This window comes from Aliiroseovarius sp. S253, assembly GCF_049800855.1.
Taxonomy (GTDB): domain Bacteria; phylum Pseudomonadota; class Alphaproteobacteria; order Rhodobacterales; family Rhodobacteraceae; genus Aliiroseovarius.
Map to the genome: position 1 here is coordinate 613461 of NZ_JBNAFW010000002.1, position 26833 is coordinate 640293.

Consider the following 26833-nt stretch of genomic DNA (forward strand, 5'->3'; position numbering starts at 1 on the left):
GACCGCCCAGGCAGAGTTTGATGTGGATACTCGGTTACTTGCTATACACTGCGGCGGGTCCAACATCCGCCGGGCCGTTCTGGCCCCCAGAGAACACATTCTGGCAGTCAGTTTGATGGATGGAGTCAGGATCCCCCGGCAAGATGCATGGTGACCTGAACCTCGTCGCTGTTACGTAAGACGGTCAGGCGTGCTTGGGACACACCATCAGAGACGAGGGTTTCAAGAATACGATCAATACTTTCAGCCGCATCGACAGGCTGGCCGGTTGTGGCTTCGGACAACAGTATGTCGCCTACACGTAAGCCGCCGATATGTTCATCAGGAACGCGAGTAACACGAACGGCCCAGTTTCCGTTATCTGGTTTGCGCGCGGTCAGACCAATGCCGTTTTCAAGTCCAAAGATCCGCACTGCGGGCAGGGCCAACAGACCGTTCAACGGGCGGGCGCTTCCGTTCGGGCGATAGCGTGCACCGGCGCGAATATAGCCGTCCTGATCAACCTTCACGTTGTCCAGAATGCGGGCTGCAAAGCTGGCACTGTCGCTGACAGGGTGGCCATTGATGGTATAGATCACAGCCCCACGAGAGACCCAGTCACCGATGACCGACATATTGCGATTGGGATCAATGCCCGTGATCGCAACTGCGCTTCCGGTGGACAAGCGGCGCGTAGTGATGGCGAAGGGAATTTCCACATCCCAGTGCCCGAAGGCGACTTGTTGTTCCAACAGATCCTCGGCGGCCACAGGGGCCGGTGCGGGCGCTGCGGTGGTCTCGGGCTCGGCAGATACCGTTTCGCTGTCATCTGTGGTGGCTTCAGCAGGTGCCACTGGGACAACTTCTACTTCGGCCTCTGCCGCCAATTCTTCAGTAGGCGCGGCCACGGCGACGGGCTCGGAATCTGCTTCGCTTGCGGGTGCTGACGCAAAAGGCGCTGGTGTGACAGCTGCCAATTCGATCGTTTCACTGTCGTCAGAGCCGCTAAGTGCGAAGTATCCACCAGCTGCAAGCAGCAAAAGGGCAGCCACGCCGGCGATGGCTTTGCTGCCTCCACCCGAGCTGCTTTTGACAACCGTCACGGATGGAGCGCTTTCAGGCGTAGGTTGAGTAAGCCCTTCGGATTGAGCCGCTGTTGTTACGTCGTCATCGCTGGCCAAAAGGGCGGTGACGATGGCTTCAGCATTCTCTGATTTGGCCTTGGGTTCTTCCGGGCGCTCAAGGGCCACGATGACTGAACTGGGGCGATAGCCGAATTCTTCGAATACAACCGCTGGTCCGCGGAACATACGAAGCCATTCAAGCGCTGATTGCACGCGGCTAACGATGTGCACTTCCATCGCCTTGTCTAGCGCCTCAAGGAACCCATCGGGATAGCCTTCAAAGCGTCCGGCAAGCGGAACATAGGGGTCTTCGGTGCCTGCATTGAACGCATCCAGACGCGATTTCCCGTCGATGGGACGTTCGCCGCTGATAGCGTGGTACAGAGTCGCCGCAAGCACATACAGATCACTTGTGGTGTCCTGATCCGCGCCTCGGGCATAGAACTCATGCGGAGAATATCCGTCTTTGATCACCCGCAGCGTCAGTAACGCTGCCGAGCGGTTCGCGGCTTGTTCGCGCGCAGCCCCAAAGTCGATCAGGATCGGCTCGCCGTTCTCGTCGATCAGGATATTATCGGGTGAGATGTCGCGGTGTAGCATCCCGTTGTCATGGATGAATGACAGCGCAGATAGCATCTTCTCTGTGACCATGACGAAGAAGTCAGGGGTCACTGTGTTCCGTTTATCTTGAACATAATCAAGCAGATCACCGCCGTTGATCAGGTCCATCGCGATATAGGCGGTTTGGTTGTCTTCAAAAACCTGGTGCACGTTTACGATGTTCGGGTGCACCAGCCGCGCATGGTTGCGGGCTTCTTGAATGAACAGCCCGATGATAGACCGCAGATCCTCTGAGTATGCGGGATCTGCTGCCTCGACTTGGCTTCCCGCACGGCGGCACAATGCGCCGGGAAAGCATTCTTTGATGACGACATTTCGGTTGAGGCTGTCACGCGCCAGATAGGTGATGCCAAAGCCACCATTGTTCAGAAAACGAAGAATCTCGTATTGCCCGCGCAGCAGTTGTTCACCGGGCTGCAAGGCTGCAATCTGGGGATTGTCAATTTCCTGTCCCGAGGCCTGATTCTGGCTCATCTCGTTTTACCTGCGTCCTTCATTCTGGCAGAGAAATTCCCAACCTATGGCCAAATTTATCAAGGCGAATTCAACCACGGATGCCTCTGAAAGTTAGACTTAGGAATTTAGACCAAACTGTGGCGGCTACATGGCTTAGCTATGACTCGGAGAGACAAAATAGGTGGTGGAGCCGCTTTGTTGCTCAAACGAAGAAGATACACGTGTTGCCGCTTAAACCACGCGCGTTGAATCAGTCGTCGGAACGCAGTTCCCCAAGGCCGGTACTGCGCGGGAAACTAGGTGATTCTGCCTTCGGTTGATGCGATTCTGTGAATATGTCGGCGAAGTTCGCGTTCACGCATCCTCGGCCTGAGTGCCCGCCCAAGACAAGTTGTCACTGAGCTGGGTCAGGATGTTCAGAACAGTTTCCGAAGCCTTCGGGGTGTCTTCGAATTGCATCAAAGTCAGCAAGTCCGAGGCGTTCTCAAACTCGCCGACGATCCAGTCAGCCGAGGCGTCAATGCTGCGGCCCGGTTCCAGCCGCTCAGCAAACGCATCGACCAGTTCTTGGCACAAGCGCAGCAGCTCGGTGGGATCAAGATCGGGATTCTCGCGCAGATCAGAAATCAAAGCGCGCAGTCCAGATTTCCAATCCTCCAGAACAGGGTTTTTCAAATCGGTTGCGTCGATTTCATCTGCCGGTTCTGGGGTTGGGTCTGACACGGATGTCGTGGCTTCGGACGGCGATGGGTTTTCTGCTACACCCAAGGCGGCCAGCGCTGGGGTTAGCGTCGTCTCAAGATCCGTCTTGGCTTTTTCAAGGTCCCGCGTTCTGCGTGTTGCCGCCAGGTCCAGCACCCGTTGTGCCAGATACTCGCCACCACAGTCGGCCCAGAGTTCTAGATCCGGCTCGGGTTCGTGTGCCATCGCCTGCACGGCGACGGGCGTGCCGATGGGAACCACGGCCTGGAACAGGCCCGCGCTGTCGCTTTCCAGCTTGGACGCCAACTGTGGCAGAGTTTCCTGTACCGTCGCCAAATCCGTATGTGTCACGGCAAGCAAGCTGTTCTCCTGAAGCTCTTCCGAGACATGTGACCAAAGGAACCGTTCTGTTTCGCGCCAGGCGTTGGCGCCGTTCGTGCACCAGATTGCGCAATCGACGAACTTCAGAAGCTTCAGTGTTTGCTTATAGCTTTCATCCAAAGCGCCCGAGCCGGGAAGGTCGAACAGTACCAGTTCTTGTAGTGCTTCTGACGGCAAACCGATCGAGATGAAATCAGGTGCTTGCTCGGCCGCTGTTTCCAGATCGATCCCGTCGAGTGTGACCGGGGTCTTGTCCCACCATCCCACCGTGGTCTCGGGGTCGGCGGCGTATTTCATGATAACCAACGGCAGCTTCAAATGCTGCGGGCCCGTGGGCAAGATGTCGGTGCCAGCCAGCATGTTGGCCAGACTGGATTTCCCTGCCCCGAATTCGCCTGCGAAACCGATGGTGACGGCGCTGGTCAACTGGTCGATATGGCTTTGCGCCAGCGTCCGCATGGTATCCAGTGGCGCCGAGGTCGGCGCAGAGCTGGTCTTGGACAGGAAGGCTTTCAGCTGCTCAAGGACTGCATCTGTTTCCGGAAAGTAGATCACGTTGCCGCCTCGAGTCGCTGCTGTTCAGGTTCGCTTCTTTCTTCGAACAACTCTTCGAGCTCATTTGCAAGTCTCTTGGCGTTTTCCAATGCCGCATGTGCATCCGGACGCGATGCCGGCTGGGCCTTGTCGAGCTCTTCAAAACGGATTGCCAGAACCGCCAGATGATGGTTCATCACCGTGTCCAATCGCCCAGCCAAATCAGACTCGAAACGGTCAGCGAGATCGGATGCGATGGAGTGAAACTCGCGCGTGATCATCTGTTCGGCGCGGGTGACGACGGATTGCTTTTTCAGCAGACGCGCCAGCCATGACACACGCAGCTCGACCGTGATGCCACGGGACAGGGCGCTGGTGTCCGGGCGATACCAACGCAGCGCGCTGGCATCTACTTTCGGTGGGTTGCCGATGTCGTCGCCGCTACGGTCCGCCAGCACCGTATTTGACTGCATATCAAGCGCATAAAGCTTGTTCAGCATGCCTTGGCGCTGGTCATGGGCGGCGTCCAGAACCTGATTTCGCATGATTTGACGAAGCTCACCGAAGTCCAGTTCGGTTGCGCTGCTGGGATCCAGCAGTGGTGATACGCCATCGCGGCCCCGGACAACACCCGGCACCAACATCTGGACGGTGCTGTCAAGTTTCTGGCGTAGTTCTGCGACGCCTGCCTCTGCCTCGGTCGCCAACCGGTCTTTGGTTTCAAGCACCATCTGGCTTAGCTGCGATCGGGTCTCGTCTTCGACCTGTGCGAAATGGGCGTCGGCGGTGTCGTTGTCCACAACTTTCAGATGCACGCGGCGGCGTTCCAGTTCGCTTGCGGCAAAGTTTCGCAGATGCTGAGCGGCAATCTGAATGCGTTCCGTGCGCGGGCCGTCGGACACTTCGCGGATTACATGGCTGCGCAGATCGGGCAGGCCCGAGGCGATCATGGCCGCCAGCCTCAAGGCGCTTTCAGACGCTCCTTCGGGCTGGTTCTGTTTCAGGTAGGCAATACCTTCGAGGAAGCGTTGCAGTTTCTTTGGATGGGCCTTTAGCCACGCCAAAATCTGATTGTGATCAATACCCGTCGCGTCCCCGGTCAGCGCGTAATGCGCCCATTGAGCGCTGCCCATGATTACAGTCATCCGGGCACTGTCCAGCGCACGCTCAAGCCCGGCGCGTACATCGGCATGGACTTGGGCAGCGTCTTCGACGCCACGGTTCAGTTCGTCGACACGGTTGATGAAAACCACCATCTGTCCAAGCTCAAGCGCTTGCATCAGGCGAAACAGTTTAAGATCCGCTTGTGACAGCGCTTGATGAGCAGACAGGACAACAACAAAGAAATCTGCGTTGCGCAAATACTGATGCGAGATCTCTTCCCGGATCAGCAGTGGATCGTTGATGCCGGGCGTGTCGGTGACCGTCAGAGGGAAAGGAAACAGACCCTGTTCGAAATAGACCTCTGCCTTGCGGGTTAGATCGCTGTAATAGGGGGCCGTTTCAGTATCAGGATGATCTTCCTGATCCTTGGGGTCGGCGCCGGCACTGACATAGCGGGCCAGATCTTCATGCGTCAGCTCTTCCAGATCGTGGGATGTCCCCAACAGATCTTCATAGCGCGCACCAAGACGGGCTTTGGCCCGCGTCTTCATTGCTTCGATCTGTTCTTCGATGATCTTGCGTTTGTAGCCGTCTTCGGCATCTGGCAGCAGTTCGCGAATTTCGTCGCCTTCTGACAGAAGCGTCTGCCATTGAGCGTTGTCGAAGAAATGGAATTCGCCGCCTGTTGAGCGTCCGGACTGGTGCCCAAAATGCATGTCGGTCACAACCGTGGTCCAAGGGTTCACATCAGATGGCAGGAAGCTCGCCTGCCCTGTAAATCCGTTGATCAGGCGGGACTTTCCCGCCTTGATCTGGCCAACGAACGCAATGCCGGGTTTCAGCGCTTTCAGGTCCGTCAGGATGTGCGAAATGAACGGCTGCGCTTCGTCGCTGGCCGTTTGCACCATCTGTTCGGCAATCCGAATTAGTTCCTTTCGATGGACCTCATCCATTAGTTGATTTCCAACTCATTATTCAAAAGCATTTGCTGACCCGGAGACCAACATTCGTACCGGGCTTTGACAGCATTCAGCTAAAATTTTCTTGCGCCGTCAATGATTTCCATAATTGAACGACAGAACCCAACCTACGCGTGTGGTGTGCGGTCATCGAGGTCGCTTCAGTATCACGACAAATGGTCAAACTTGGCATGTCCTGGTCTTGCGCACGCAGTATGACCAACTGGGGACCCGAATCTTGACCGTCGCTGTCGGCCTCCCATGCGGACAGGTCATCCATCAACTGCTGCACGGCATCGATGTTCTGTGTCAGAACGCTGTCCGGACCAGCGACTGCAGACCCTTTGTGCCTGATCAATACCCGCTGATCACTGATCCGCTGCGCCCCTTCGAAAAAGCGCGTGGCCATGCCGAATTCGGAAGCGTCACTTCCCTGCAAGACAGGTTCTGGCACATGGGGCTCTGCCTCGGGGATTTCAGGCTCTGCAGCCTCAGGGGATGGATGCACGGGTTGAAGTGTGCCGAGGGCGGCATCAATCTCGGATATTTGCAGGCCGGTTGCTGCGATGTCGTCATTATCCTCAGGCGGAGTGCTGAGGACCCGAAGCCCCGTGCCCGAGCAAACCATGGCCAAGATCTGCGCCACATGATCGGCAGTTGTGTTGGGCAGGGTCGCTTGCACCCCATCCATCACGATGTCCGTCATGTCGGCCACGCGGCCATTGGCGACGGCCAAGGTGATAGCGTCTTCCTGATCATTGGTGATCTGTATAATCCGGGGCAGGATCGTTGAACGCATCGTGCAAAGGGCCGCACTGCTGCGTGCTTCGACGGTCTCTTGAGCAAGCATAAAGCTCTGGCCGCGCCGGGGTTTTGTGTCTTCTACGACCTGTTCGAGCTGTCCAAGGATATCGACGTGTTTCACAAGTTGTCCCCTGCCTATACCGCAGTCGAAATCATGTTCATGTTGGCCGCAGATTTGGCTAGGGCCAGCCCGACATTCGTATGATCGTCCGACACAAAGCAGATCACATGATTAGGCTGATCCGGCCGTCTGAGAAGCAGATACAGACGGTTGCCCGAATAAATCGCGATCTCTCCAAATCCTGCGCCCTCGGCAGTGCCGCTGTCCGACAAGAGCTGTTCGAAAGCACGTACGCCGCGTCCCAGAATCAGATTGGCAATTGATGTCGACATGGCCTCGAGCGCGGCCATGCTGTCAGGGTCACGCCCCTGAAGGCCCAGAAGAAACCCTGTCTGCATGTCGACATAACCCGCAGCAACACAGTTCGGAACAGTCTGCATGCCCGCCGAAAGCGCATCATCAAGCGATAGCGTCGCCTCGGTCAGGGTGCTGGGTTGTGCCATCTGCATCACAAGACGTGCCAGACGGTGCCGCTGTCCGCCGCGGTGTCACTTAAGGATTGCAGAGCGCTTTCGGACTGCTGCGCATGGTGTTCGCGGGCGCGGTCATCAAAGCGTTTCAGGAAGTCCTGAAATTCTTCGATTAACGCAACCGGGTCAGAGGTATCCTCAAGGCTCGCCAGATGCTCGGTCCAAGCGTCCGATGCGCTTAGCGGGGCGGTGTCGGGCATGCTGTATACGGGCGGATTTTCGGCCAGCGGGATCGGCTCAGAGGCGGGCAGGGCGGTGTGCTCATCCGCGTCGTGCTTGGTGACAGTGTCTTCACCCTTGTCTGAGACAAGCTCGGTCACTGATGCGATCAGATGATCTGCATCCTCATCTGCCGACGCGTCTTCCAGCGCATCTGTTTGATCCTCAAGCGTCTCGGATACTTCGGTCTCATCGTCGATGGGGAAAAGATCGACGTCAGTGTCATCCAGCGCATCGACAGCATCATCAACCAGAACCAGTGAATCGGCCGTGTCGTCGTGCAGATCCGCCTCTGTGCTGTCTGACACGTGGAACACAGACTTCAGTTCTTGCGCTTCTTGGTCTTCACGGCTGTCCTGATGCACCTGCGCACGCAGCCTGTCTGCCTCGTGGGCATCGATGCGCTGCCGGCGTTGCGACGTTTCGCGCGCCCGGTCTTCACGGCGTGGGCGGGCGGGACGGATATGCACAACATTCCTGTCGCTATCTTCTGCGGCGTCCGGCTTGGCGTCATCTGCCACGGATAGGACGGGCGGATTCCAGACACGGGTCGAGGTCTCTCCCCCAAGCTGGAGCGCGTCAGAATCGGTCTCGATGTCGGCGCCGTCTTTCTGATACCGCGCCAGTAAAGTGGCGCGGGTTTCCATAATGTCCGACGTGATGGTTAGGAAGTTGTTCACCAACTTGCCGCCACCGCTTCCGGCCCAAAGCTCTGCATGTTCTTCGTTGTCGCGCGCAAGGATCGCATCACGGGCCGAGATCATGATCGTGCGGCGGAACATGTCGCCGGTTTCACGGTTGATGCGGCGCAGCACCTTGGCTTGATCCGTTTCGCTCAAGGCATCCGACCGCGTAACCAGAAGAAGCGAGTTCTTGCGAAGACGCTCAGGCAGCGAGGCCCACGTGGCGCGCTCGGTCTCGCGCCAGGCTTGTGTCGAATGGGTGCACCACAGAACACCGTTGGCCTGACCCACGGCGCGTTGCCACACATCTGCAGAGATCTTCGGGTCCGAGATGCCGGGCGTGTCGATCAGATCGACTGCTTCCAGAATGTCAGCCTCAAGATAGACACGTACGAAATGCGCACCTTGCACGCCGACTTCGCCGATCTGATCCAGCTCGATATGTTCGCGGCTGCCGTCCAGATTCTGCACATAGGCGGGTTTATTGCCCCAAGAAAACCAGATCGGCGGTAACTGGGTGGCCGTAACCTGCGTAGGCAGTGTGTCTTTCTTCAGAAGAAAGTTCAGAAGCGTGGACTTGCCCGCGCTGAACTCGCCCATCAGGGCGAAGACGGGCTTACGGTGCGACCAGCGCTTCAGGCGCTTCCATTGTTCTGCAGTGACGATGCGTGGTGTGTCTTGTTCAGTCATTCGTTTCAGGCCGCCTCGGTGCCTAGGTCTTTCAGTATGTCGCCCAGAACTTCGTCAGGCGTTTTAGCCGTTTGCAGACCCGCTGCTTTCATGGCGTCCTCATCCAGCTGCGCCTGAGCGGATTCCGAAATTCCCAGCAGCGTTTCTTGCTGCTCGATCATAAACTCTGCCAAAGCCGCGCGGACGTTCTCGAGCACGGCAGCAATCTGGTTCTCTTCGATATCCTTGGTGATCGAGGCCGCCTCGGAGGCTACCAACCGCGTGTAGTCGGCAGCATAAGAGGCCACACCCCTGCGGCGTTGCCACCAACGGCGCCACCATGTGCTTTGCAGGTCCAGCGCAATCGTACGGCCAATGGCAAGCGGCGGCGGGACATTCGGTACGATCGGGGGTTCGATCGTGAACTCGCCCAATTGCTGGCCCAAAAGCTTGCGATACACCGTCTCGATGTCATGTGCGGCAGAGGTGTACAGCGTCTCGACCTCTTTGCGCATCGCGCGGGCAAAGTTGAAATAGGCAGATTTCTGAAGCGCGCGGAACCCGGCAGGGTCGTATTGCCACGTGCCGTTTTCACCATTCTTTTCCAGATGTTCGATCAGCGACGCGGTCGCGCGCTTGATGAAGTTTTCTTCCGTTCGGGCCAGTCGTTTCACGACCGAGTCGCGCAAGGCTGCCGTCAAATCGGCTGCGCGGGTTTCATAGTCGGCTGCAACGGTACGGATGGCGTCTTCAGGCGTCTTGCCGTCCAGATCGTAAACCATCGTGCCCGTATCGGTCAGCGTCTTGGCAACCGAGGTCGCGCGGATCTGGCTGGCCATGTTGCGCGCGCGGTTGCGAACCTTGTTGCACAAACGTGCGCCTGCACCTTCGGCAATACGCTCGTTGATGGACAGCAGTAGATCTGGCAGGCCCGACAAGGCCCAGATCTTTTCAAGCGAGACCTCTTCGTCGCCAAATCCAGCGGCGTCATACAGCTTGTTCAGCGATTGTGCCGCGTCGTCTGTCAGCAGGTTAGAGTTTCCGGTCAACGCGGCCTCGGCCCAGATGGCGCTGCCGAAGATGACACAAGCCTCAGTTCCGATGCTGCTTTGCTTCAGCATTTCATTCACACGGTCGCGAATCTCGGGGACTTCGTTCACCGGGTCGTTCAATTCGTCGATGCGGTTGATGAACAGAATGATCTGGCGGTTTTCGAACTGCGAGATCATGCGCATCAGCGCCAGATCCATTGTGGTCAGGGCTTGGCTGGCCGCCATCACCACCACACAGACTTCGGATCCGCGCAGGCTGCGCAAGGTGATCTGCTCGCGCACCATGAACGTGTCGTTCACGCCGGGCGTGTCGCCTAGGTTCATCGAGATCGGGTATTGAGGGATGTCCAGATACAGCTCGGCCGTTTTGGTCACATCTGCGAAACGGCCGCTGTCGGCGCTGATATCCGGGTCGTCTTCGTCCCCCATGCAGACATAGCGCTGCACAAGGCTCTCGTCGAAATAGTCATACGAGTGGCTTTGGCCCATGATCAGGTCGAAATGCTTGCCCAACCGCTCTTCGGACCGGGCTTTCATGTCCTCGACTTGGCGGCGGATGTCGTCCATTTCGTCATCTGCACCAGCGCGATGGGCCAACTCACCCAGCCGTCCACCACCGGCTGTTAGGTTCTCCCATTCGTCATGATCGAAAAAGGTAAACTTGGCTTTGGTGTCACCCGGCGTGCGCGTGTTCACATGCAGGGTTGTTGCGACAGATGTCCACGGGTTCACATCAGATGGCAGCAGCCCCGGACGTCCTGCCATGATATTCACAAGCGACGACTTGCCGGCCTTCACCTGACCCACAAAGGTCACGTGGGCGGTAAATTCTTCCATCCGTGTCTTCAGCTTGGCCAGTCGTGTCGAGCTGCGCGCGTCTGCAATAGCGGTCAACTGGTCAATAGTTGCGTTCAACCCGCTAAACGCATCGTTCAGCGGGTCCAAGGCTTCGTTCCCAGTGGCCAAAAGATGTATGTTGCGCACCATGGCTTAACCCTCGGTGCCGTTCATTACGTGGCTCAGATCCATTTCGGAGTGCAGTTTCCGGACCGACTTGGCCGAAGGCGTGTCGATCAGCTCGATCAATTCGATGGCATCAAGGATCAGCTCCATTTCGGGCACGTTCTGACGAATGGCCTCGTCTGGGACGTCTGCAAAGACGCAGATGGATTTGAAACGCTCGCCGTTCTCGAACTTGGCGATTTGTTCGCCCTTCGGAAAACCATCTGCCTTATCGGCGGGCAGAGCCATCTGGGGATTGGCCAGCATGTAATGGTCCCCGCGCAAGGTGACCAGCGACACACCAAAGCCGACTTGCGGGTATTGAGCGCTGAGATACTGCAACCTATCGCTGAGCCCTCTGCGCATGATGAAGGCAGCATTGGTTTGAATATCAATTACGTTGGATGAAGCGTACACGATTTGATCCTTGGCTTTAGGTAGAGTGGATACCAGGCAGACCTCGGAAAACGAGAGATCGGGAACTAATTAACGTACAGATAAAGGAGCTTGGCCCAGAAGGGGGCGTAATTGAGACGCAAATGGGGGTTCTTTGTGCCGCAAATAGGGCGCAATTAAGGCGGGCGAAAAATGCCTTTATTTCCACTGTTAAGAGAAATCAGAATTCTTTGAGGAAACTTAAAAAAATTTTCCACTTCCGTACGTCGACGATCAAGATTTCGGGAATCTATCTCCAAAACGATCGGATGAGGGGAGCCGGACTCTGCACGCTGAAACGATTCGCAGTTAAGGAAATTAGAAGATCTTCACGCTAAAGATCGCGGCTTTCTGCGGTGTGAGATCTGAGGAAGATTCTTGCCTATGGTCGACCGTACTGGACAATAGAACGTTCAGGTAAGTCCATCTGATTAATGGGATTTAACACTTTGGGAGTAGTTCAAGTTTGAGCGAAACAACTGCAAGATGAAAAATATTTCTTGATTTGATTTGTGACAAACTCCACTTCCCCAACGTCAGGTAGGAAGCAGGGAAATCTACTTTAAGAGGCTCCCGTATGACAAAGATGTTCCCCGTTCTTGCAGCACTGCTTCTTGCCCCCGGACTGGCAATTGCAGAAGGCGATCCAGCCAAAGGCGAGAAGATGTACAACCGCTGTTCGTCCTGTCACGCCATCATCAGCCCTGAAGGCGAGATACTGGTCAAGGGTGGTATCACCGGACCGAACCTGTATGGCGTCGTGGGTCGCGTGGCCGGAACTGAAGGCGACTATCGCAATGGCAGCGAACGGCTTCCGGTTGGTATGTTCACCGACGACATGATCCTAGCTGGTGAACAGGGTTTGATCTGGACCACCGAAAACCTGATCGAGTACACGGCGGATCCCATCGGGTTTATTCGCACGTTCTTGAACGATCCGAAGGCGCGACCGAACATGTCGGTTAAGCTTCGCAAAGGGGCGGACGATATTGTTGCCTATGTCGCGACGTTCTCGGAATAAGGTTCGTCCGGTTAGTACGGGAGGCCCGAAAACAACAAAAGGCCCCATGAGGGGCCTTTGTAAGTGGTCGGGCTGAGAGGATTCGAACCTCCGACCCCCTGCTCCCGAAGCAGGTGCGCTACCAGGCTGCGCTACAGCCCGACCGTGGCGGGTGGAGTATACCCCGTCGGGCTGTTTTGCAAGCGCCTTTTCCCGTAATCCAACGCTTTCTCCGATTGCTTGTGAAGCCTTGCTGATTGCGACAGACTAAGCCAAATCGCAAAAGGGGCGAAGCTTGCAGATCTACTATGCAATCGGTGGCGTGGGCATGTTTCTGGTCGGGATGGAGATCCTGACCAACGCACTGCGCGATGCGGCCGGATCCAATCTGCGCCGCATGCTGGGACGGTTCACCACCACTCCTTTGCGCGGAGTGCTGACTGGGGCCTTGGGCACCGCTGTCATCCAATCCTCAAGCGCCACAACCGTGCTGACCGTGGGTTTCGTTGGGGCTGGGCTTCTGACGATGGTGCAGGCGCTGGGCATCATTTACGGCGCCAATATCGGCACGACGGCGACCGGCTGGTTGGTGTCTTTGGTCGGGTTCAAGCTTGATCTGGATATCGCCGCAATGGCGCTGCTTTTGCCCGCCAGCCTTCTGGATCTTCTGGGTAAGGGCATGTGGAAGCGGATCGGGCGGGGCTTTGCTGGGCTTTGCTTGCTGATCATCGGGCTTGAGATGATGCAGACGGGTCTTGGTGGGTTCAAGGACTCGGTGACGCCCGACATCCTGCCCGGCAGCGGGATCGGAGGGCTGTTGTTCTTGGTCGGCATCGGTCTGATCATGACCATCGTTATGCAATCCTCAAGCGCTGCGATGGCCTTGGCTTTGGTGCTGCTTCAAGGCGGCGCGATCGAGCTGGTGCAGGCCGCAGCCCTTGTGATCGGCATGAATATCGGCACCACCTTCACGGCCATTCTGGCGTCGGTCGGGGGATCACTTCCGATGCGGCAAACAGCGATTGCCAACCTGATCTTCAATTGCGTGACGGCCGGGTTCGCCTTCCCCCTGCTTCTGCTGATCCTCCCGCTGCTCAGCGTTTTGGCGCAGAGCTTTGACAACCTTACGGCACTTCTGGTGTTCCACACTGGCTTCAACCTCATCGGCGCGGCGGCGTTCCTGCCTGTGACGTCCAGATTTGCAGCGATGGTTGCGCGGTTGGTGCCGGAGAAAGAGGAAGGCAAACTGATCTCGCTGGACCGCAGCCTGTTGAAAGACACGGACGCGGCGCTGGTGGCCGCGCAGGGCGCAAGTGAAAAGATCGCCAACCGGCTGTTTGGCGCATTGGGTCAGGCGATGGATACGCCGCCGGATTATCGCGGCATCTCGGCCCTTGCTCCGTTTCAGGGCGCGCTGGAGGAACTGTCCGAATTTCTGTCACACATCCATCCGGAACGGGACAATCCTGTCGAAGAGGAAACCTATTCAGCGCTTCTGCACCAGACAGACCACATGTCGCGCCTGATCAACCGGGCCAGTAAGACCACACATGTAAGCGAGCTGCTCGAGGATCAAGTTCTGCGCCGTCCAACCTTGGCGCTTGGGGCGACGTTGCGGCGGTTCTCGGACGTCGCGTTTGATCAGCGCGAGGCTGCACGCCTATCCCGGCTTCACGACATCATCAAGCATCGCAAAAACAAGCATCGCCGCGGGCTTTTGCTGGGCGAGCATGCGGGGATCTATGATCTTCAGGAAGTGTTTGCACATACGGATGCGATGCGCTGGCTAGACCGAAGCCTGCACCATGCCGAACGTGTTGCCCATTATCAGGCCATCGCGCGGCGGGGGTTCCCCTCGGCCCCAGTTGAGGCCGAAGGGAAAGATACCTAGAGGCTGGCGTCCAGCGCTGCGATCACGGCATCGCCCATTTCGCTGGTCGATACCGGCTTTACGCCTTCTTCGTTCAGCAGGTCACCGGTGCGTACACCATCGGCCAGAACTTTCTCGACCGCGGCTTCCAGACGATCGGCTTCTGCGCCCATGTCAAAGCTGTAACGCAGCGCCATCGCGAAGCTCAGGATACAAGCACAGGGGTTAGCTTTGCCCTGGCCCATGATATCCGGTGCTGACCCGTGGACGGGTTCGTACATGGCTTTCGGGCGGCCGTTCTCCATCGGCGCACCAAGTGAGGCCGAGGGCAGCATGCCCAGCGAGCCGGTCAGCATGGCCGCACAATCCGACAGGATGTCGCCGAACAGGTTGTCGGTGTAGATCACGTCAAACTGCTTGGGTGCGCGGACCAGCTGCATGGCGCCGTTGTCGGCGTACATGTGGCTCAGCTCGACCTCGGGATAGTCTTTCGACACCTCGGTCACGACGTCGCGCCACAGGATGCCCGATTCCATCACGTTGGCTTTTTCCATCGAGCAGAGTTTCTTGTCCCGCTTCATGGCAAGTTCAAAGGCAGCACGTGCGCCGCGTTCGATCTCGGCTTCGGTGTAGCGCTGGGTGTTCACGCCCACACGCTGACCGTCGACTTCCGAGATGCCGCGTGGCTCTCCGAAGTATACGCCCGAGGTCAGCTCGCGCACGATCATGATGTCCAGACCCGATACGAGGTCTTTTTTCAGAGACGAGAAATCGGCCAGCGCGTCAAAGCACTGCGCGGGGCGCAGGTTGGCGAACAGGTCCATCTCTTTACGCAGACGCAGAAGGCCGCGCTCGGGCTTCACCGAGAAGTCCAGATCGTCATAGGCCGGGCCACCCACGGCACCCAGCAGAACGGCGTCAACTTCTTGCGCCTTCGCCATGGTTTCGTCGGCCAGCGGCACGCCATGTTTGTCATAGGCGGCACCGCCCACCAGATCCTCGCTGACGTCGAAGGTCACGCCGCGTTTCGCGCCGATCCAATCGATCACCTTGCGCACTTCAGCCATTACTTCCTGACCGATGCCGTCGCCGGGCAGAATAAGCAGAGAGGGGTTCGTCATGGGGGCATTCCTTGCACTGAATTCGTCGCAGATGGGCCTAGCCTGCCCGGCCCGCAGGGTCAAGAAAACAACGGCTCAAAACGCGATATCGACCCAGACAAGCCGGTGACGGGACGCGGTTTCGACCGTTTGCGCAAACGGATCATCGGGCGCAGGCCAGACCACACCGCTGCCCACTACGTGCAGGCTGGTGTCGGGCAAAACATAGCTGACCCGCAGGTTGCCCGGCTTCTGGTCTGGCCAGTCTGCCGTATCAAGCGCCGGGTCAGCCTTGTGGTCTGCATCTGCAGCGGCTGCTCCCCCAGCGCTTTGCGGACGGGGGTCTTGCAGCTGCTTGTGGCTTAGAAGCGCTTGGATTGCTTCGTGTCGCCCATCCCCGTCCATCACATCTAGATTGGCGTTGCCGGCGATCACCACAGAGGTATCAGAGGCCGGGAAGGGCAGGGCGCCGTCCAGATACTTGGCCCAGAACGTGACCTCGTCATGGTTGCGGCGTCCGTTGCGGTCCTCGGGGCCGTCAAAAACCGGCGTGTTCGCGTGGAAGGTCAGCAGGTGGAACGCAGGGGCGTTTTCGGGACGTAGTTCGACATCCCAATGGGCCACGCTGCTAAGGCGTTGGACCGTCAGGGCTTCGGGCGTGGGGAAAGGGATCTCATCCTCGCCGGGCAAAAGTGCGCCGGGCAGGTCCTTCCACAGAAGATCCGAGAAATCGCGCACCTCGCCAATTGGAACACGCGACAGAACCGCCATTCCGCCTTGTCCGGTGTAACGGCCAAAGCTCTGCGCGTCTTCGGGTTCGGCCAAGCGTCCGTCACCATCTAGGTCGAATCCGGTGGCGATCCCGGTATTAGGTGCGGCGGCGAAACTGTGAGGCATCTCGTAGCCGACTTGTGCCAACTGCGCTTGAAACGCGGCTAACGCGTGCCCTTCAAGATCGTAGTCAAACCCCTGAAGCGCCAAAACATCTGGCTTCGCATAGGAGATCACCTGCGCCAGAGCCATGATCTGCGGATCTTCTTTCAGGATGTCCCGCAGCAAAAGCCCCGGCCCTTTCTTGCGAATGTCCGTGTGGTAGGTCGCAATACGCAGGGTCTCGGCCAAAGCAGTGCAGGGAACAAGCGCCAGCCAAAGCGCCAGAAGGGATCGTCTCATGCGGTTACAAGCTGTCCATTGCGGGCCGGAGATCCGTTGCGCTTGCGTTCATCACTGATCATGCCAGCGACGCGTTGCATGGCGATTCCGCGCATGAACAGGCTGGCGGGCAGGAAGGCCCACGCGGTGACGGTCCAGATCATGGTCTGGGTCTCGATCACTTCGAACGAGTCAAACAGGGATGCTGTTTCAACCACCAGCATCGGAGTTAGGAACGGCAGTGCGAAGCCAAGGGCAATGTTCCAGCGCGCATCTCGCTTCAGGCGGCGCACGATATCGCCGCCGCTGGTTGGGTTGAAGGTGGGCAGGTTCACCCAGACGTTAAAGGTCTCTTGCCGATAGAACGGCCAATTGCTCAGGCGTAAAGCGATCAGGAAAACCGCGATGGACAGAAGCGAAATCAGATAACTCATTCCGGCAAAGGCGCGCAGCTGGACCAGATCCTCGAACGGGGCATTCGCGGGCAGGATCGACACCACCGCGTGAACAGGGCTGTAGGGAAAATCAATCGCCTGTCCGATCAGAATACCGATCGAGGTCAGAAACTCGACTGTGATCGACGGGTCGGTTTGGGATCGCGCAATGGTCGACAGACATAGAACCGAGGCAAACAGCGCCATAAACCGGATACGGTTGAAGGGGCGGGCATCCCGAAATTCGACAATACTGGGATAGGTCGAGGCATATTCGAACGTAGTCAGCGCTGCTGCGGCCAAGGCAAGAATAGCCACAACCTGACCACCCTCGGCGCTTACTCCTGGAACCAGGACCGAAGGTGTTGCGATCAACGTCACCATAAGACAAGCGCGCACAATGGCGCCTATCAATCGTCTAACCAATGCCTCTTCCTCCGCTATACGGACGGTGCGATACGTGCCGCAACCTTATTCCGTCGCTTGCCCCTCGCAGGTGCAAACCAGGGTGGTTGCGGCAAGAATGCGCGCGAAACGGAAGTGCTGCAAGGGTCAGGCAAGGGTTCTGTTAGAGAAACGCCCCAGATACGGCAACAATGGTGCTGGAATGCACCAAATTGGCATAAAAAAGGGGCCAATCGTCGCGATTGGCCCCTTTGTTTGTCTATCTATGGGCGATCAGACCCAAGGGCGGGCTGCAGATGCCTTGGCTTCGAAAGCGTCGATCGACGCTTTCTTTTCCATGGTCAGTCCGATGTCATCCAGCCCTTCAAGCAGGCAGTGTTTCTTGAATGCGTCTACTTCGAAACCGATGGTCTCACCTTCCGAGGTAGTGATTTCCTGCGCTTCCAGATCCACAGTCATACGTGCGTTGGCGCCCTTTTCTGCGTCAGCCATCAGCGTGTCGACCTGTTCTTGCGGCAGGACGATCGGCAGGATGCCGTTCTTGAAGCAGTTGTTGAAGAAGATGTCGGCAAAGCTGGTCGAAACCACGCATTTGATGCCGAAATCAGCAATCGCCCACGGTGCGTGTTCGCGCGACGAGCCACAGCCGAAGTTGTCGCCAGCGATCAGGATCTCGGCGTCGCGGTACTGCGGCTTGTTCAGCACGAAATCTTCGATCTCGGTGCCGTCGCGGTTGTAGCGCATTTCGTCAAACAGGTTCTTGCCGAAGCCTGTGCGTTGGATCGACTTCAGGAACACTTTCGGAATGATCATGTCCGTGTCGATGTTTACCAGCGGCATAGGGGCCGCGATCCCGTGCAGTTTTTCAAACTTTTCCATTTTCGGTCTCCTGCGTCGCCCCTTCGGGCGCGCTTTGAATTTCTGTCACCTCTTGCGGGGGCTGTTCACCCTCGCAGTCTGTCAGAGTGTCGCGCATCATTTGGCCCGCCTTGGTCGCCAGCCGCTCGGTGATCGAGCGTGGGTCGGCGCTGTTTGGGCTGATCGCCCGCATGGCACCGGCTGCCGAGTTCAAAACGGGCGCAATGATGCCCGAGGATTTCATTTCCGCCATCATCGCTTCGGCCGTAGCGCCGGTCACGTTCAAGCGGGACATCAGATCAGCGACCCCCAAGGAAGCGCGGGTGCGGGCGTGAAAGACCGCTAGCCCGTATTGATACCGGTTGTAGCCAACGGCTGCCGCAGGGGCTGCCGATAAAGCGCGGGCCGGAATCAAGGGCGCCGTTGCAGCGGCCCCCAGCATCGTCAGGAAATTGCGTCGCTTGATCGTCATGAAAACCTCTTCACTCTCTACTTAAATCAGCTCCCGAACATCGGTCAGCTTGCCGGTCAGCGCGGCAGCGGCGGCCATGGCAGGTGACACAAGGTGTGTGCGGCCCTTATAGCCCTGACGCCCTTCGAAGTTACGGTTCGAGGTCGAGGCGCAGCGCTCGTTCTCGGACAGCTGGTCGGGGTTCATCGCCAGACACATCGAGCAGCCAGCCAGACGCCATTCGAAACCGGCCTCTTTGAAGATGTCGGCCAGACCTTCTTCTTCTGCCTGTGCGCGGACCAGACCCGAACCGGGAACGACCATTGCGCGCATGCCGTCTTTGATCTTTTTGCCTTTGACCACATCGGCCACGGCGCGAAGGTCTTCGATGCGACCATTGGTGCACGAGCCGATGAATACGGTGTCGATCTCGATATCGGTCAGTTTCTGACCCGGTGTCAGACCCATATAGTCAAGCGAGCGTGCAGCCGCGTCGACCTTGCCGCCTTCGAAGTCCGACGGGCTGGGAACAACAGCCGAAATCGGCAGAACGTCCTCGGGCGAGGTGCCCCAGGTCACAACCGGCTCGATCTCTTCGCCTTTCAGCGTGACGACCTTGTCGAAATGCGCGCCTTCATCGGTGAAGAGCGTTTTCCAATAGTCCAATGCCTGCTCGAACTGGGCACCTTTCGGGGCGTGCGGGCGGCCTTTGACATATTCAAAGGTGGTTTCGTCCGGGGCAATCAGGCCAGCGCGGGCGCCGCCTTCGATGGCCATGTTGCAGACGGTCATGCGGCCTTCCATCGACAGATCGCGGATCGCTTCACCACAATACTCGATGACATAGCCGGTACCGCCGCCGGTGCCGGTCTCGCCGATGACGGCCAGCGTGATGTCTTTGGCGGTCACACCCGGCTTCAGTTTGCCGGTGATCTCGACCTTCATGTTCTTGGACTTTTTCTGGATCAGCGTTTGCGTCGCCAGAACGTGCTCGACTTCCGAGGTGCCGATGCCGTGGGCCAGTGCGCCGAACGCACCGTGGGTCGCGGTGTGGCTGTCGCCGCACACAACGGTCATGCCGGGCAGGGTCCAGCCTTGTTCCGGGCCAACGATGTGCACGATGCCCTGACGGACGTCGTTCATCGGGTAATAGTTGATGCCGAACTCTTTGGCGTTCGTGTCCAGAGCAGCCACCTGAATGCGGCTTTCCTCGGTCATCTGCGAGGGGTCTTCGCGACCAGCGGTGGTCGGCACGTTGTGGTCCGGCACGGCAATGGTCTTGTCGGGTGCGTGCACCTGACGGCCGGCCATACGCAGGCCTTCGAACGCCTGCGGGCTGGTCACTTCGTGGACCAGATGGCGGTCAATATACAGAAGGCAGGTGCCGTCATCAGCTTCGTGGGCTACGTGGGCATCCCAGATTTTATCATAGAGTGTCTTCGGGGCGGTCATATCGCTCTCCGTGGATATCGTGTGGATTGTGATTGGGTAAAGTGACAGGGATTGCTCGCCCGCTGAAACGGGCGACAAAGTCTTATAGGCAGGCAAGCACCGCGTTCTGGGCGCCGAAGAAGCGCCACGGCAAGAACGCGTGGTCATCCATGTCAAAAATCCGAGTCATGCTGGTCAGATAACCCTTCCCGCCCTTCAGGGCAAGGGGAGAGGCTCTGGACCTTCCATATGGGACCATGCCATGCTGCCAAAAAAGGAGGGGGAATGGAGCAGGATCCCACAGCCGAAGTCAAACCGGGCGTGCCCCCAGAACCGTCCGGGCCGTCCCTGACCGAACAGCTCTGGTCGTTGTGGGAAGACGGCGGCGATTTCGTCGTCAGTCTTGGACAGACATGGCGGCTTAACCAGATTCTGATCATGCTGGGGCTTGCTGTAAGCGCCTTTGTCATTTCCCAGTTCCTGCGACCGAGAGTCGAAACTTGGCTGCGTGCCCAAGAAGGCTGGTCCAAACGCAAACTGCGCTTTGCCATCCACCTTCGCAATCGTATCGCCATGATGATCTACATATTGCTCTCGTGGGGTACTGTGTCCGTGATGCGCGAGGTTACTTGGCCATCGCGCAGCTATCTGATTGCGCTTGTTGCCACGATGGTGACTGCGTGGCTGCTGGTCGGACTGGCGGCCTTCGTCATCGAAAACCGACCCCTACGGCGCATGGCGATGTGGGGCATGTGGATCTATGTGACGCTCTATTTCCTTGGCATCACCGAAGAGACCGCCAGTGTTCTGGACAACCTCGCGCTCGAGGTCGGGGACTTCCGCATCTCCCTATGGACGGTCCTTCGTGTTGTCGTGATCCTTGGCGTTCTGTTTGCACTGGCCCGCATGGCCAGCCGTGGAACCGCCAATCGCATTCAGGAAAACGAGGATATCTCGCCTTCGATGAAGGTGCTGGCCGTTAAATTCCTTCAGATGGGCCTGTATGGCGCGGCCTTCTTTATCGCACTGAAAGCAGTGGGTGTGGATCTGACCGGTCTTGCTTTCCTGTCTGGTGCCATTGGTCTGGGTCTTGGTTTCGGTCTGCAAAAGGTCGTGTCGAACCTTGTGTCGGGGGTGATCATCCTTCTGGACAAGTCGATCAAGCCCGGCGACGTGATCAGCCTTGGTGATACGTTCGGTTGGATCGAGCAGCTTGGCGCCCGCTATGTGTCCGTGGTCACGCGGGATGGGCGCGAATACCTGATCCCGAACGAAGACCTGATCACCGGGCAGGTGGTCAACTGGTCCCATACCAACGCCTTTGTGCGTTTGGATATCTTCTTTGGCACCGCTTATGGCGATGATCCCCATCAAGTGCGCAAGATCGCGATTGATGCGGCCCGCAGCGTGGATCGCGTGCTCAGCTTTCGCCCGCCCGTCTGTCATATCGTCGGGTTTGGCGACAGTTCGGTCGACTATATCCTGCGCTTCTGGATCGACGACCCGTCCGGCGGGCTGACCAACATTCGCGGCAATGTCTATCTGGCGCTGTGGGATGCGTTCCACGAGCATGGCATTTCAATACCATTCCCGCAGCGCGAGGTTCGGATGTTGGAAGATGCGGGCCCCAAAATCGACCCGTGACCTGTTTACACACCCTTCACGCCAGCTTGAAATAGTGTGGATTGAGCTTACGTGCTGGCGGTGTTACGATTCTTGCATGCCCAGCACCGGGGCGGAACGGTGTGTAATGTTAGGAGGACAATGTCCTGTCTTTGCAAACAGAGGCTGCATCAGGCGCAGCCGCAGGGGATCCCGAAATGACGGCTAACCCCGGAAAAACCGCCAGCGAGCAGATGCTGGCCCTAGTCCTGAAGTCCCTTGAAGATGACAAAGCCGAAGACGTTGTGGTGATTAGCCTCAGCGGCAAGTCGCAGATGGCCGATAACATGGTTGTGTGCTCGGGCCGCTCGACACGTCAGGTTGGTGCCATTTCTGAAAAGCTGGCAGATAAGCTGAAGCAGGAAATGGGCGTCTTCTCGAAGATCGAAGGTAAGGGTCAGGGCGACTGGGTTCTGATCGACGGGGGCGACGTGATCGTCCACGTGTTCCGTCCGGAAGTGCGCGAGTTCTATCAGCTTGAAAAGATGTGGATGGAACCCGGCGCGGCAGACGCCGCGACCTGATCAAGGGGGCGATAGGATGCGCGTGCATGTCTGCGCGGTCGGACGGCTGCGCAAATCGCCCGAGCTTGAGCTGATCGACGACTACGCCACCCGGTTCGACCGGACCGGGCGGGCGCTGGGCCTCGGACCTCTTTCAATCCACGAAGTCGAAGACAAGAAGGGCGGCGGCATGTCTGCCGAGGCACCCTTGTTGGAGCGTGCCATCCCGAAAGGCGCGCTGATCTGCACGATGGATGAGCGCGGCAAGGTCATGTCCTCGCCTGAGTTCGCCAACCTTTTGGGCCGCTGGCGGGATGAGGGTCGCGGAGACGTGGCCTTTGTCATTGGTGGTGCAGACGGGATCGACCCGTCCCTGCGCGCCAAGGCCGACGCCAGCCTGTCCTTTGGCAAAATGGTCTGGCCCCACATGCTTGTCCGTGTGATGCTGTCTGAACAGCTGTATCGTACCGCTAGCATATTGGCAGGCAGTCCATATCACCGAGTCTAGATCGAGACCTCAACCGTTGCACACTCCCCTCTGACCCCATAGATAGAAGGCGAGCAGCCAGAGGATCCCACCATGACCACCCCGAAACCCGTTGTTTTGTGCATTCTGGACGGATGGGGTCTGCGTGAAGACACAGCACATAACGCGCCTGCGCTGGCCAAGACGCCGAATTTCGATCGGCTTATGGCGACCTGCCCCAACAATACCCTGATCACCCACGGCCCCGATGTGGGTCTGCCCACCGGCCAGATGGGCAACTCCGAGGTCGGCCACACCAATATCGGCGCGGGCCGCGTGGTGGCGATGGATCTGGGCCAGATTGATCTGGCGATCGAAGACGGCTCGTTCTTCCAAAACGACTCCCTTTTGGACTTTGCTGCCAAGGTCAAAGCCGCGGGCGGCACCGCCCATATCGCAGGTCTTGTCAGCCCCGGTGGCGTGCACAGCCATCAGGATCACCTTGTGGCCGCCGCCAAAGCGCTGACCGATGCGGGTTTGACAGTCGCCATCCACGCCATCACGGATGGCCGCGACGTCGCCCCTCAATCCGCCCGCGAACAGCTGGCCGCGTTTCAGGCCGACCTGCCCGACGGTGCGCGGATCGTCACTCTGTCGGGTCGCTATTTTGCAATGGACCGTGACAACCGGTGGGAGCGTGTTTCGCTTGCGTACGAGGCGATTGCGCATGGAACCGGAAAAATCTTCAGCTCGGTCGATGCGGCAATTTCCTCGGCGTACAACAACGAGACGACCGACGAATTCATCCGCCCTGTGATCATCGACGAACATGCGGGCCTGCAAGATGGCGATGGCCTCTTCTTTATCAATTTCCGCGCCGACCGCGCCCGCGAAATCCTGCGCGCCATCGGCGAGCCGGCTTTTGATGAATTTGACGTTGGTACTCGCCCAACCCTGTCCGCTTTGCTGGGCATGGTCGAATACTCCGACGCCCATAGTGCCTATATGACCACCTGTTTCCCCAAGCGCGACATCGTGAATACGCTGGCCGAATGGGTCGCCAAGCACGGCAAAACTCAGTTCCATACCGCCGAGACCGAGAAATACCCCCATGTCACCTTCTTTTTGAATGGCGGTAAAGAAGACCCGGTCGAGGGCGAGACCCGCTATATGGCGGCGTCGCCCAAAGTTGCGACTTATGACCTTCAGCCCGAGATGTCGGCCCCCGACGTGACCGAGCATTTCGTTCAGGCCATCCATGACGGTTTTGACCTGATCGTCACCAATTTCGCCAACCCCGACATGGTCGGCCATACCGGAGACCTCGACGCGGCCATCGCGGCCTGTGAGGCGGTGGACGAAGGTTTGGGGCAAGTGATTGCCGCGCTGGAAGAGGTCGGCGGTGCAATGATTGTCACGGCCGATCACGGCAACTGCGAAACCATGTGGGACGAGGCGACGAATGGCCCTCACACCGCGCACACCACGAACCCCGTACCGGTGGTTCTGATGGGTGGACCTGATGGGATCACCTTGGCACATGGGCGGCTGGCCGATCTTGCCCCCACGCTGCTTGAGCTGATGGACCTTCCGAAACCCGCCGAGATGACCGGCGAAAGCCTGATCCACCGGTGATCCGACGCCGTGCCCTCCAGCCCCTTTTGGCGGGCCTTGCCTTGGCGTTGGCCGCTGGGCCGCTGTCGGCGCAAACCGATCCGACCCAGACTGCCAGCGCCGCGATGAGCCAGCTTGAAGCCGCGACGCAGGCCCTGCAAGAGGCGCAGAAATCCGGCGACCGCATTGCGGCTCTGACACAGACTGTTCAGGCCTATGAAGAAGGGCTTTCTGCGCTCCGCGACGGATTGCGGCGTATCAACCTGCGCGAAGCGGCGTTGCAAGCGGCCTTTGATGCAGAAAGCGACCGTCTGGGCCAGCTTCTTGGCGTGTTGCAAACCATCGGCAAAGCGCCTGAGCCTGCGCTTTTGATCCACCCCTCGGGCCCCATCGGCACCGCGCGATCAGGCATGATTCTGTCCGACGTCACCCCCGCCTTGCAAGCTCAGGCTGAGGATCTACGCGCCCGGTTGGAAGAGCAACGCACCCTGCGTGCGCTTCAGGAGAACGCAGTGGACACACTGCAATCAGGCCTGACCGGCGTACAGGAGGCTCGCTTCGAACTCAGCCTTGCCATCGCGCGCCGCACTGAACTGCCTCGTCGATTTGTCGCCGATGATGCGCGGATGAAAACACTGCTCGAAAGTGCTGACACTCTGGCCAGCTTCGCCGAAGGTCTAATGTCAGACCCGAAAGCCAACGCTAGCGCGACCGCTCTGCCCGATTTCTCGTCGGTTCGCGGGCGACTGGCTATGCCGGTTTTGGGCCGCGTGCTGCGCGGATTTGGCGAGCGTGATGCAGCAGGCATTCAGCGCCCCGGCCTGATTGTTGCGACCCGCCCCTTGTCCATCGTCACAACCCCGTGGCCCGCCACGATCCGCTATCTCGGCCCGCTTCTGGACTATGGCAACGTCGCCATTCTGGAACCCGGAGACGGCTATCTTCTGGTCCTGGCCGGGCTGGGTCAGTTGTACGGAGACGTGGGCGAAGTGCTGGCCCAAGGCGCACCTGTGGGACTGATGGGAGGGGCCGATCCCTCGGAATTCTCCGGCGATGATCAAGCGTTTTTGATCGCTTCGGAGGAAGGAACTGGCGCAGAACGCTCGGAAACGCTTTATATAGAGCTTAGAAAAGACGGAAATCCCGTGGATCCCACCAATTGGTTCGCGGCAGGCAAGGATTGATGGAATGAAGAAACTCGTGATGGCCGCGCTGGGCGGAACCTTGGCAGGCGCCATTCTGACCACACAGGTTGCCGGACCCTTGGTCGCGCAAGACGCCAGCGAAAACGCAACGGTGTACGAGCAGCTTGACCTGTTTGGCGACATTTTCGAACGCATTCGTGCGCAGTATGTTGAAGAGGTTGAACCCGGCGATCTGATCGAGGCTGCCATTGACGGCATGCTGTCCTCGCTTGATCCGCATTCCAGCTATCTATCGCCCAAGGATGCCGCAGATATGCGCGTGCAGACCCGTGGATCGTTCGGCGGGCTGGGCATCGAAGTGACGCAGGAAGAAGGCTTTGTGCGCGTTGTGTCTCCGATGGACGGCACGCCTGCTGACGATGCGGGCATGGCCACCGGCGATTATATCACCCACGTGGATGGCGAAAGCCTGCTGGGTCTGACGCTGGACGAGGCCGTCAATAAACTGCGCGGTCCGGTCGGGTCCGAGATCATCATCACCGTCGTGCGTGAAGGTGTGGATGAACCCTTTGACGTCTCGATCATCCGCGACACAATCAAGCTGACCGCCGCCACCGCGCGCAGTGTTGGCAGCACCGTCGTGCTGCGCGTCACAACCTTCAACGACCAGACTTATGCCAACATGGCCGAAGGTCTGGCCCGCGAGGTCGAAGCCCTTGGCGGCTTCGAGAATGTCGACGGCTTTGTTTTGGATCTGCGCAACAACCCCGGCGGGCTGCTGACTCAAGCCATCACCGTATCCGACGCTTTCTTGAATAGTGGCGAGATCGTCTCGACCCGCGGTCGCAACCCGGAAGAAAGCGAGCGTGTGAACGCGCAAGAAGGCGATCTGGCTGAAGGCAAGCCCATCGTTGTGCTGATCAATGGTGGTTCTGCCTCGGCGTCCGAGATTGTGGCAGGTGCCCTTCAGGATCACCGTCGCGCCATCGTCGTGGGCACCAAAAGCTTCGGCAAAGGTTCGGTCCAGACGGTGATGCCAGTGGCGTCTGAAGGCGCCATGCGCCTGACCACCGCGCGTTATTACACGCCGTCGGGTCGTTCCATTCAGGCGCTGGGCGTGTCGCCCGACATCGTGGTGGAGCAGCCCCCGCGTCAGCCTGAAAGCGAAGACGAAGACGAGGATAACGGCCGCACGCGCAGCGAAGCCGACCTGCGCGGTAGCCTGAACAATGACAGCCTGTCGGAAGATGAACAGCGCCAGATTGAAGAAGAACGTGAAGCCGCCGAAGAGGCTGCCGAACTGCGCGACGAGGACTTCCAACTGTCCTATGCCGTCGATCTGATCAAGGGTCTGTCCACCATCGCGTTGGCGGACTGATCACAGTCAAATGCAGACAAAGGGCCGCCTTCGGGTGGCCCTTTTCCTT

Annotated in this window: 22 protein-coding genes and 1 tRNA gene; 8 read left to right on the plus strand and 15 right to left on the minus strand. The window is 58.4% G+C overall.

Features of this window, described 5'->3' with window-relative positions:
* Window positions 1–125: 125 nt before the first annotated feature.
* From ACP15F_RS14480 to ACP15F_RS14515, 8 genes are all read right to left on the minus strand, one after another.
* Window positions 126–2198 (minus strand): protein kinase domain-containing protein, encoded by a 2073-nt coding sequence (locus ACP15F_RS14480; protein ID WP_424941529.1) that lies wholly within the window; start codon window positions 2196–2198, stop codon window positions 126–128.
* A 336-nt stretch (window positions 2199–2534) separates the two neighbouring features.
* Window positions 2535–3818: a dynamin family protein gene (locus ACP15F_RS14485; RefSeq protein ID WP_424941530.1), complete on the minus strand. Its 1284-nt coding sequence runs from the start codon at window positions 3816–3818 to the stop codon at window positions 2535–2537.
* Window positions 3815–5854, minus strand: a complete 2040-nt coding sequence (locus ACP15F_RS14490) for a dynamin family protein (RefSeq protein WP_424941531.1) — start codon at window positions 5852–5854, stop codon at window positions 3815–3817. The genes ACP15F_RS14485 and ACP15F_RS14490 overlap by 4 nt, the downstream gene beginning before the upstream one ends.
* Window positions 5855–5930: 76 nt before the next feature.
* Complete coding sequence (locus tag ACP15F_RS14495; protein WP_424941532.1) at window positions 5931–6785, minus strand: hypothetical protein; 855 nt, start codon at window positions 6783–6785, stop codon at window positions 5931–5933.
* A 14-nt stretch (window positions 6786–6799) separates the two neighbouring features.
* Entirely contained in the window at window positions 6800–7228 is a 429-nt protein-coding gene (locus ACP15F_RS14500; RefSeq protein WP_424941533.1) for a hypothetical protein, read from the minus strand.
* 5 nt (window positions 7229–7233) lie between these two features.
* Complete coding sequence (locus ACP15F_RS14505) at window positions 7234–8847, minus strand: dynamin family protein (protein WP_424941534.1); 1614 nt, start codon at window positions 8845–8847, stop codon at window positions 7234–7236.
* Window positions 8848–8852: 5 nt separating this feature from the next.
* Window positions 8853–10865 (minus strand): dynamin family protein, encoded by a 2013-nt coding sequence (locus tag ACP15F_RS14510; protein WP_424941535.1) that lies wholly within the window; start codon window positions 10863–10865, stop codon window positions 8853–8855.
* Between the two features lie 3 nt (window positions 10866–10868).
* A complete protein-coding gene (locus tag ACP15F_RS14515; RefSeq protein ID WP_424941536.1) occupies window positions 10869–11297 on the minus strand; it encodes a hypothetical protein in 429 nt (142 codons plus the stop codon).
* Between the two features lie 595 nt (window positions 11298–11892).
* On the opposite strand from ACP15F_RS14515, the gene ACP15F_RS14520 reads away from it, so the two are divergent.
* Window positions 11893–12336: a c-type cytochrome gene (locus ACP15F_RS14520; RefSeq protein ID WP_424941537.1), complete on the plus strand. Its 444-nt coding sequence runs from the start codon at window positions 11893–11895 to the stop codon at window positions 12334–12336.
* A 64-nt stretch (window positions 12337–12400) separates the two neighbouring features.
* Here ACP15F_RS14520 and ACP15F_RS14525 read toward each other — a convergent pair.
* Window positions 12401–12477: transfer RNA gene (locus tag ACP15F_RS14525), tRNA-Pro, on the minus strand.
* Window positions 12478–12610: 133 nt separating this feature from the next.
* Between ACP15F_RS14525 and ACP15F_RS14530 the strand changes: the two genes are divergently transcribed.
* The gene (locus ACP15F_RS14530) at window positions 12611–14206 is read left to right on the plus strand and encodes a Na/Pi cotransporter family protein (RefSeq protein ID WP_424941538.1); all 1596 of its coding nucleotides are present in this window, start codon (window positions 12611–12613) and stop codon (window positions 14204–14206) included.
* On the opposite strand, the gene leuB is transcribed toward ACP15F_RS14530, so the two are convergent.
* The 6 genes from leuB to leuC all read right to left on the minus strand — a co-directional run bounded on the left by leuB (window position 14203) and on the right by leuC (window position 20037).
* Window positions 14203–15306 (minus strand): 3-isopropylmalate dehydrogenase, encoded by a 1104-nt coding sequence (leuB, locus tag ACP15F_RS14535; RefSeq protein WP_424941539.1) that lies wholly within the window; start codon window positions 15304–15306, stop codon window positions 14203–14205. The two genes, ACP15F_RS14530 and leuB, sit on opposite strands and share 4 nt — an antisense overlap.
* A 75-nt stretch (window positions 15307–15381) precedes the next feature.
* Window positions 15382–16458, minus strand: a complete 1077-nt coding sequence (locus ACP15F_RS14540; RefSeq protein ID WP_424941540.1) for an endonuclease/exonuclease/phosphatase family protein — start codon at window positions 16456–16458, stop codon at window positions 15382–15384.
* Window positions 16455–17189 carry a hypothetical protein gene (locus ACP15F_RS14545; RefSeq protein WP_424941541.1) on the minus strand — a complete coding sequence of 245 codons (735 nt, stop codon included), beginning with the start codon at window positions 17187–17189 and terminating at the stop codon, window positions 16455–16457. Before ACP15F_RS14545 ends, ACP15F_RS14540 begins: the two co-directional genes overlap by 4 nt.
* A 360-nt stretch (window positions 17190–17549) precedes the next feature.
* A complete protein-coding gene (leuD, locus tag ACP15F_RS14550) occupies window positions 17550–18155 on the minus strand; it encodes a 3-isopropylmalate dehydratase small subunit (RefSeq protein ID WP_424941542.1) in 606 nt (201 codons plus the stop codon).
* Window positions 18142–18606: a hypothetical protein gene (locus ACP15F_RS14555; RefSeq protein WP_424941543.1), complete on the minus strand. Its 465-nt coding sequence runs from the start codon at window positions 18604–18606 to the stop codon at window positions 18142–18144. The genes leuD and ACP15F_RS14555 overlap by 14 nt, the downstream gene beginning before the upstream one ends.
* Window positions 18607–18627: 21 nt before the next feature.
* Complete coding sequence (gene leuC, locus ACP15F_RS14560) at window positions 18628–20037, minus strand: 3-isopropylmalate dehydratase large subunit (protein WP_424941544.1); 1410 nt, start codon at window positions 20035–20037, stop codon at window positions 18628–18630.
* Between the two features lie 264 nt (window positions 20038–20301).
* Here leuC and ACP15F_RS14565 point away from each other — a divergent pair, with 264 nt between their 5' ends.
* The 6 genes from ACP15F_RS14565 (at window position 20302) to ACP15F_RS14590 (ending at window position 26784) form a co-directional block, all read left to right on the plus strand.
* Window positions 20302–21660, plus strand: coding sequence for a mechanosensitive ion channel family protein (locus ACP15F_RS14565; protein WP_424941545.1), 1359 nt, complete (start codon window positions 20302–20304; stop codon window positions 21658–21660).
* A gap of 125 nt (window positions 21661–21785) precedes the next feature.
* Entirely contained in the window at window positions 21786–22202 is a 417-nt protein-coding gene (gene rsfS, locus ACP15F_RS14570) for a ribosome silencing factor (RefSeq protein ID WP_424941645.1), read from the plus strand.
* Window positions 22203–22218: 16 nt separating this feature from the next.
* On the plus strand, window positions 22219–22689 hold the full coding sequence (gene rlmH / locus ACP15F_RS14575; RefSeq protein WP_424941546.1) for a 23S rRNA (pseudouridine(1915)-N(3))-methyltransferase RlmH: 471 nt from the start codon (window positions 22219–22221) through the stop codon (window positions 22687–22689).
* 72 nt (window positions 22690–22761) lie between these two features.
* Window positions 22762–24282: a 2,3-bisphosphoglycerate-independent phosphoglycerate mutase gene (gene gpmI, locus ACP15F_RS14580; RefSeq protein WP_424941547.1), complete on the plus strand. Its 1521-nt coding sequence runs from the start codon at window positions 22762–22764 to the stop codon at window positions 24280–24282.
* On the plus strand, window positions 24279–25445 hold the full coding sequence (locus ACP15F_RS14585) for a murein hydrolase activator EnvC family protein (RefSeq protein ID WP_424941548.1): 1167 nt from the start codon (window positions 24279–24281) through the stop codon (window positions 25443–25445). The genes gpmI and ACP15F_RS14585 overlap by 4 nt, the downstream gene beginning before the upstream one ends.
* Window positions 25446–25449: 4 nt before the next feature.
* On the plus strand, window positions 25450–26784 hold the full coding sequence (locus ACP15F_RS14590) for a S41 family peptidase (protein WP_424941549.1): 1335 nt from the start codon (window positions 25450–25452) through the stop codon (window positions 26782–26784).
* Window positions 26785–26833 lie beyond the last annotated feature (49 nt).

Bases quoted from the DNA above. Each gene is read 5' to 3' on its own strand.
- ACP15F_RS14480 (WP_424941529.1), bottom strand. From the start codon at position 2,198: ATGAGCCAGAATCAGGCCTCGGGACAGGAAATTGACAATCCCCAGATT.
- ACP15F_RS14490 (WP_424941531.1), bottom strand. From the start codon at position 5,854: ATGGATGAGGTCCATCGAAAGGAACTAATTCGGATTGCCGAACAGATG.
- ACP15F_RS14500 (WP_424941533.1), bottom strand. From the start codon at position 7,228: ATGGCACAACCCAGCACCCTGACCGAGGCGACGCTATCGCTTGATGAT.
- ACP15F_RS14505 (WP_424941534.1), bottom strand. From the start codon at position 8,847: ATGACTGAACAAGACACACCACGCATCGTCACTGCAGAACAATGGAAG.
- ACP15F_RS14510 (WP_424941535.1), bottom strand. From the start codon at position 10,865: ATGGTGCGCAACATACATCTTTTGGCCACTGGGAACGAAGCCTTGGAC.
- ACP15F_RS14520 (WP_424941537.1), top strand. From the start codon at position 11,893: ATGACAAAGATGTTCCCCGTTCTTGCAGCACTGCTTCTTGCCCCCGGA.
- leuB (WP_424941539.1), bottom strand. From the start codon at position 15,306: ATGACGAACCCCTCTCTGCTTATTCTGCCCGGCGACGGCATCGGTCAG.
- ACP15F_RS14540 (WP_424941540.1), bottom strand. From the start codon at position 16,458: ATGAGACGATCCCTTCTGGCGCTTTGGCTGGCGCTTGTTCCCTGCACT.
- leuD (WP_424941542.1), bottom strand. From the start codon at position 18,155: ATGGAAAAGTTTGAAAAACTGCACGGGATCGCGGCCCCTATGCCGCTG.
- ACP15F_RS14555 (WP_424941543.1), bottom strand. From the start codon at position 18,606: ATGACGATCAAGCGACGCAATTTCCTGACGATGCTGGGGGCCGCTGCA.
- leuC (WP_424941544.1), bottom strand. From the start codon at position 20,037: ATGACCGCCCCGAAGACACTCTATGATAAAATCTGGGATGCCCACGTA.
- ACP15F_RS14565 (WP_424941545.1), top strand. From the start codon at position 20,302: ATGGAGCAGGATCCCACAGCCGAAGTCAAACCGGGCGTGCCCCCAGAA.
- rlmH (WP_424941546.1), top strand. From the start codon at position 22,219: ATGCGCGTGCATGTCTGCGCGGTCGGACGGCTGCGCAAATCGCCCGAG.
- gpmI (WP_424941547.1), top strand. From the start codon at position 22,762: ATGACCACCCCGAAACCCGTTGTTTTGTGCATTCTGGACGGATGGGGT.
- ACP15F_RS14590 (WP_424941549.1), top strand. From the start codon at position 25,450: ATGAAGAAACTCGTGATGGCCGCGCTGGGCGGAACCTTGGCAGGCGCC.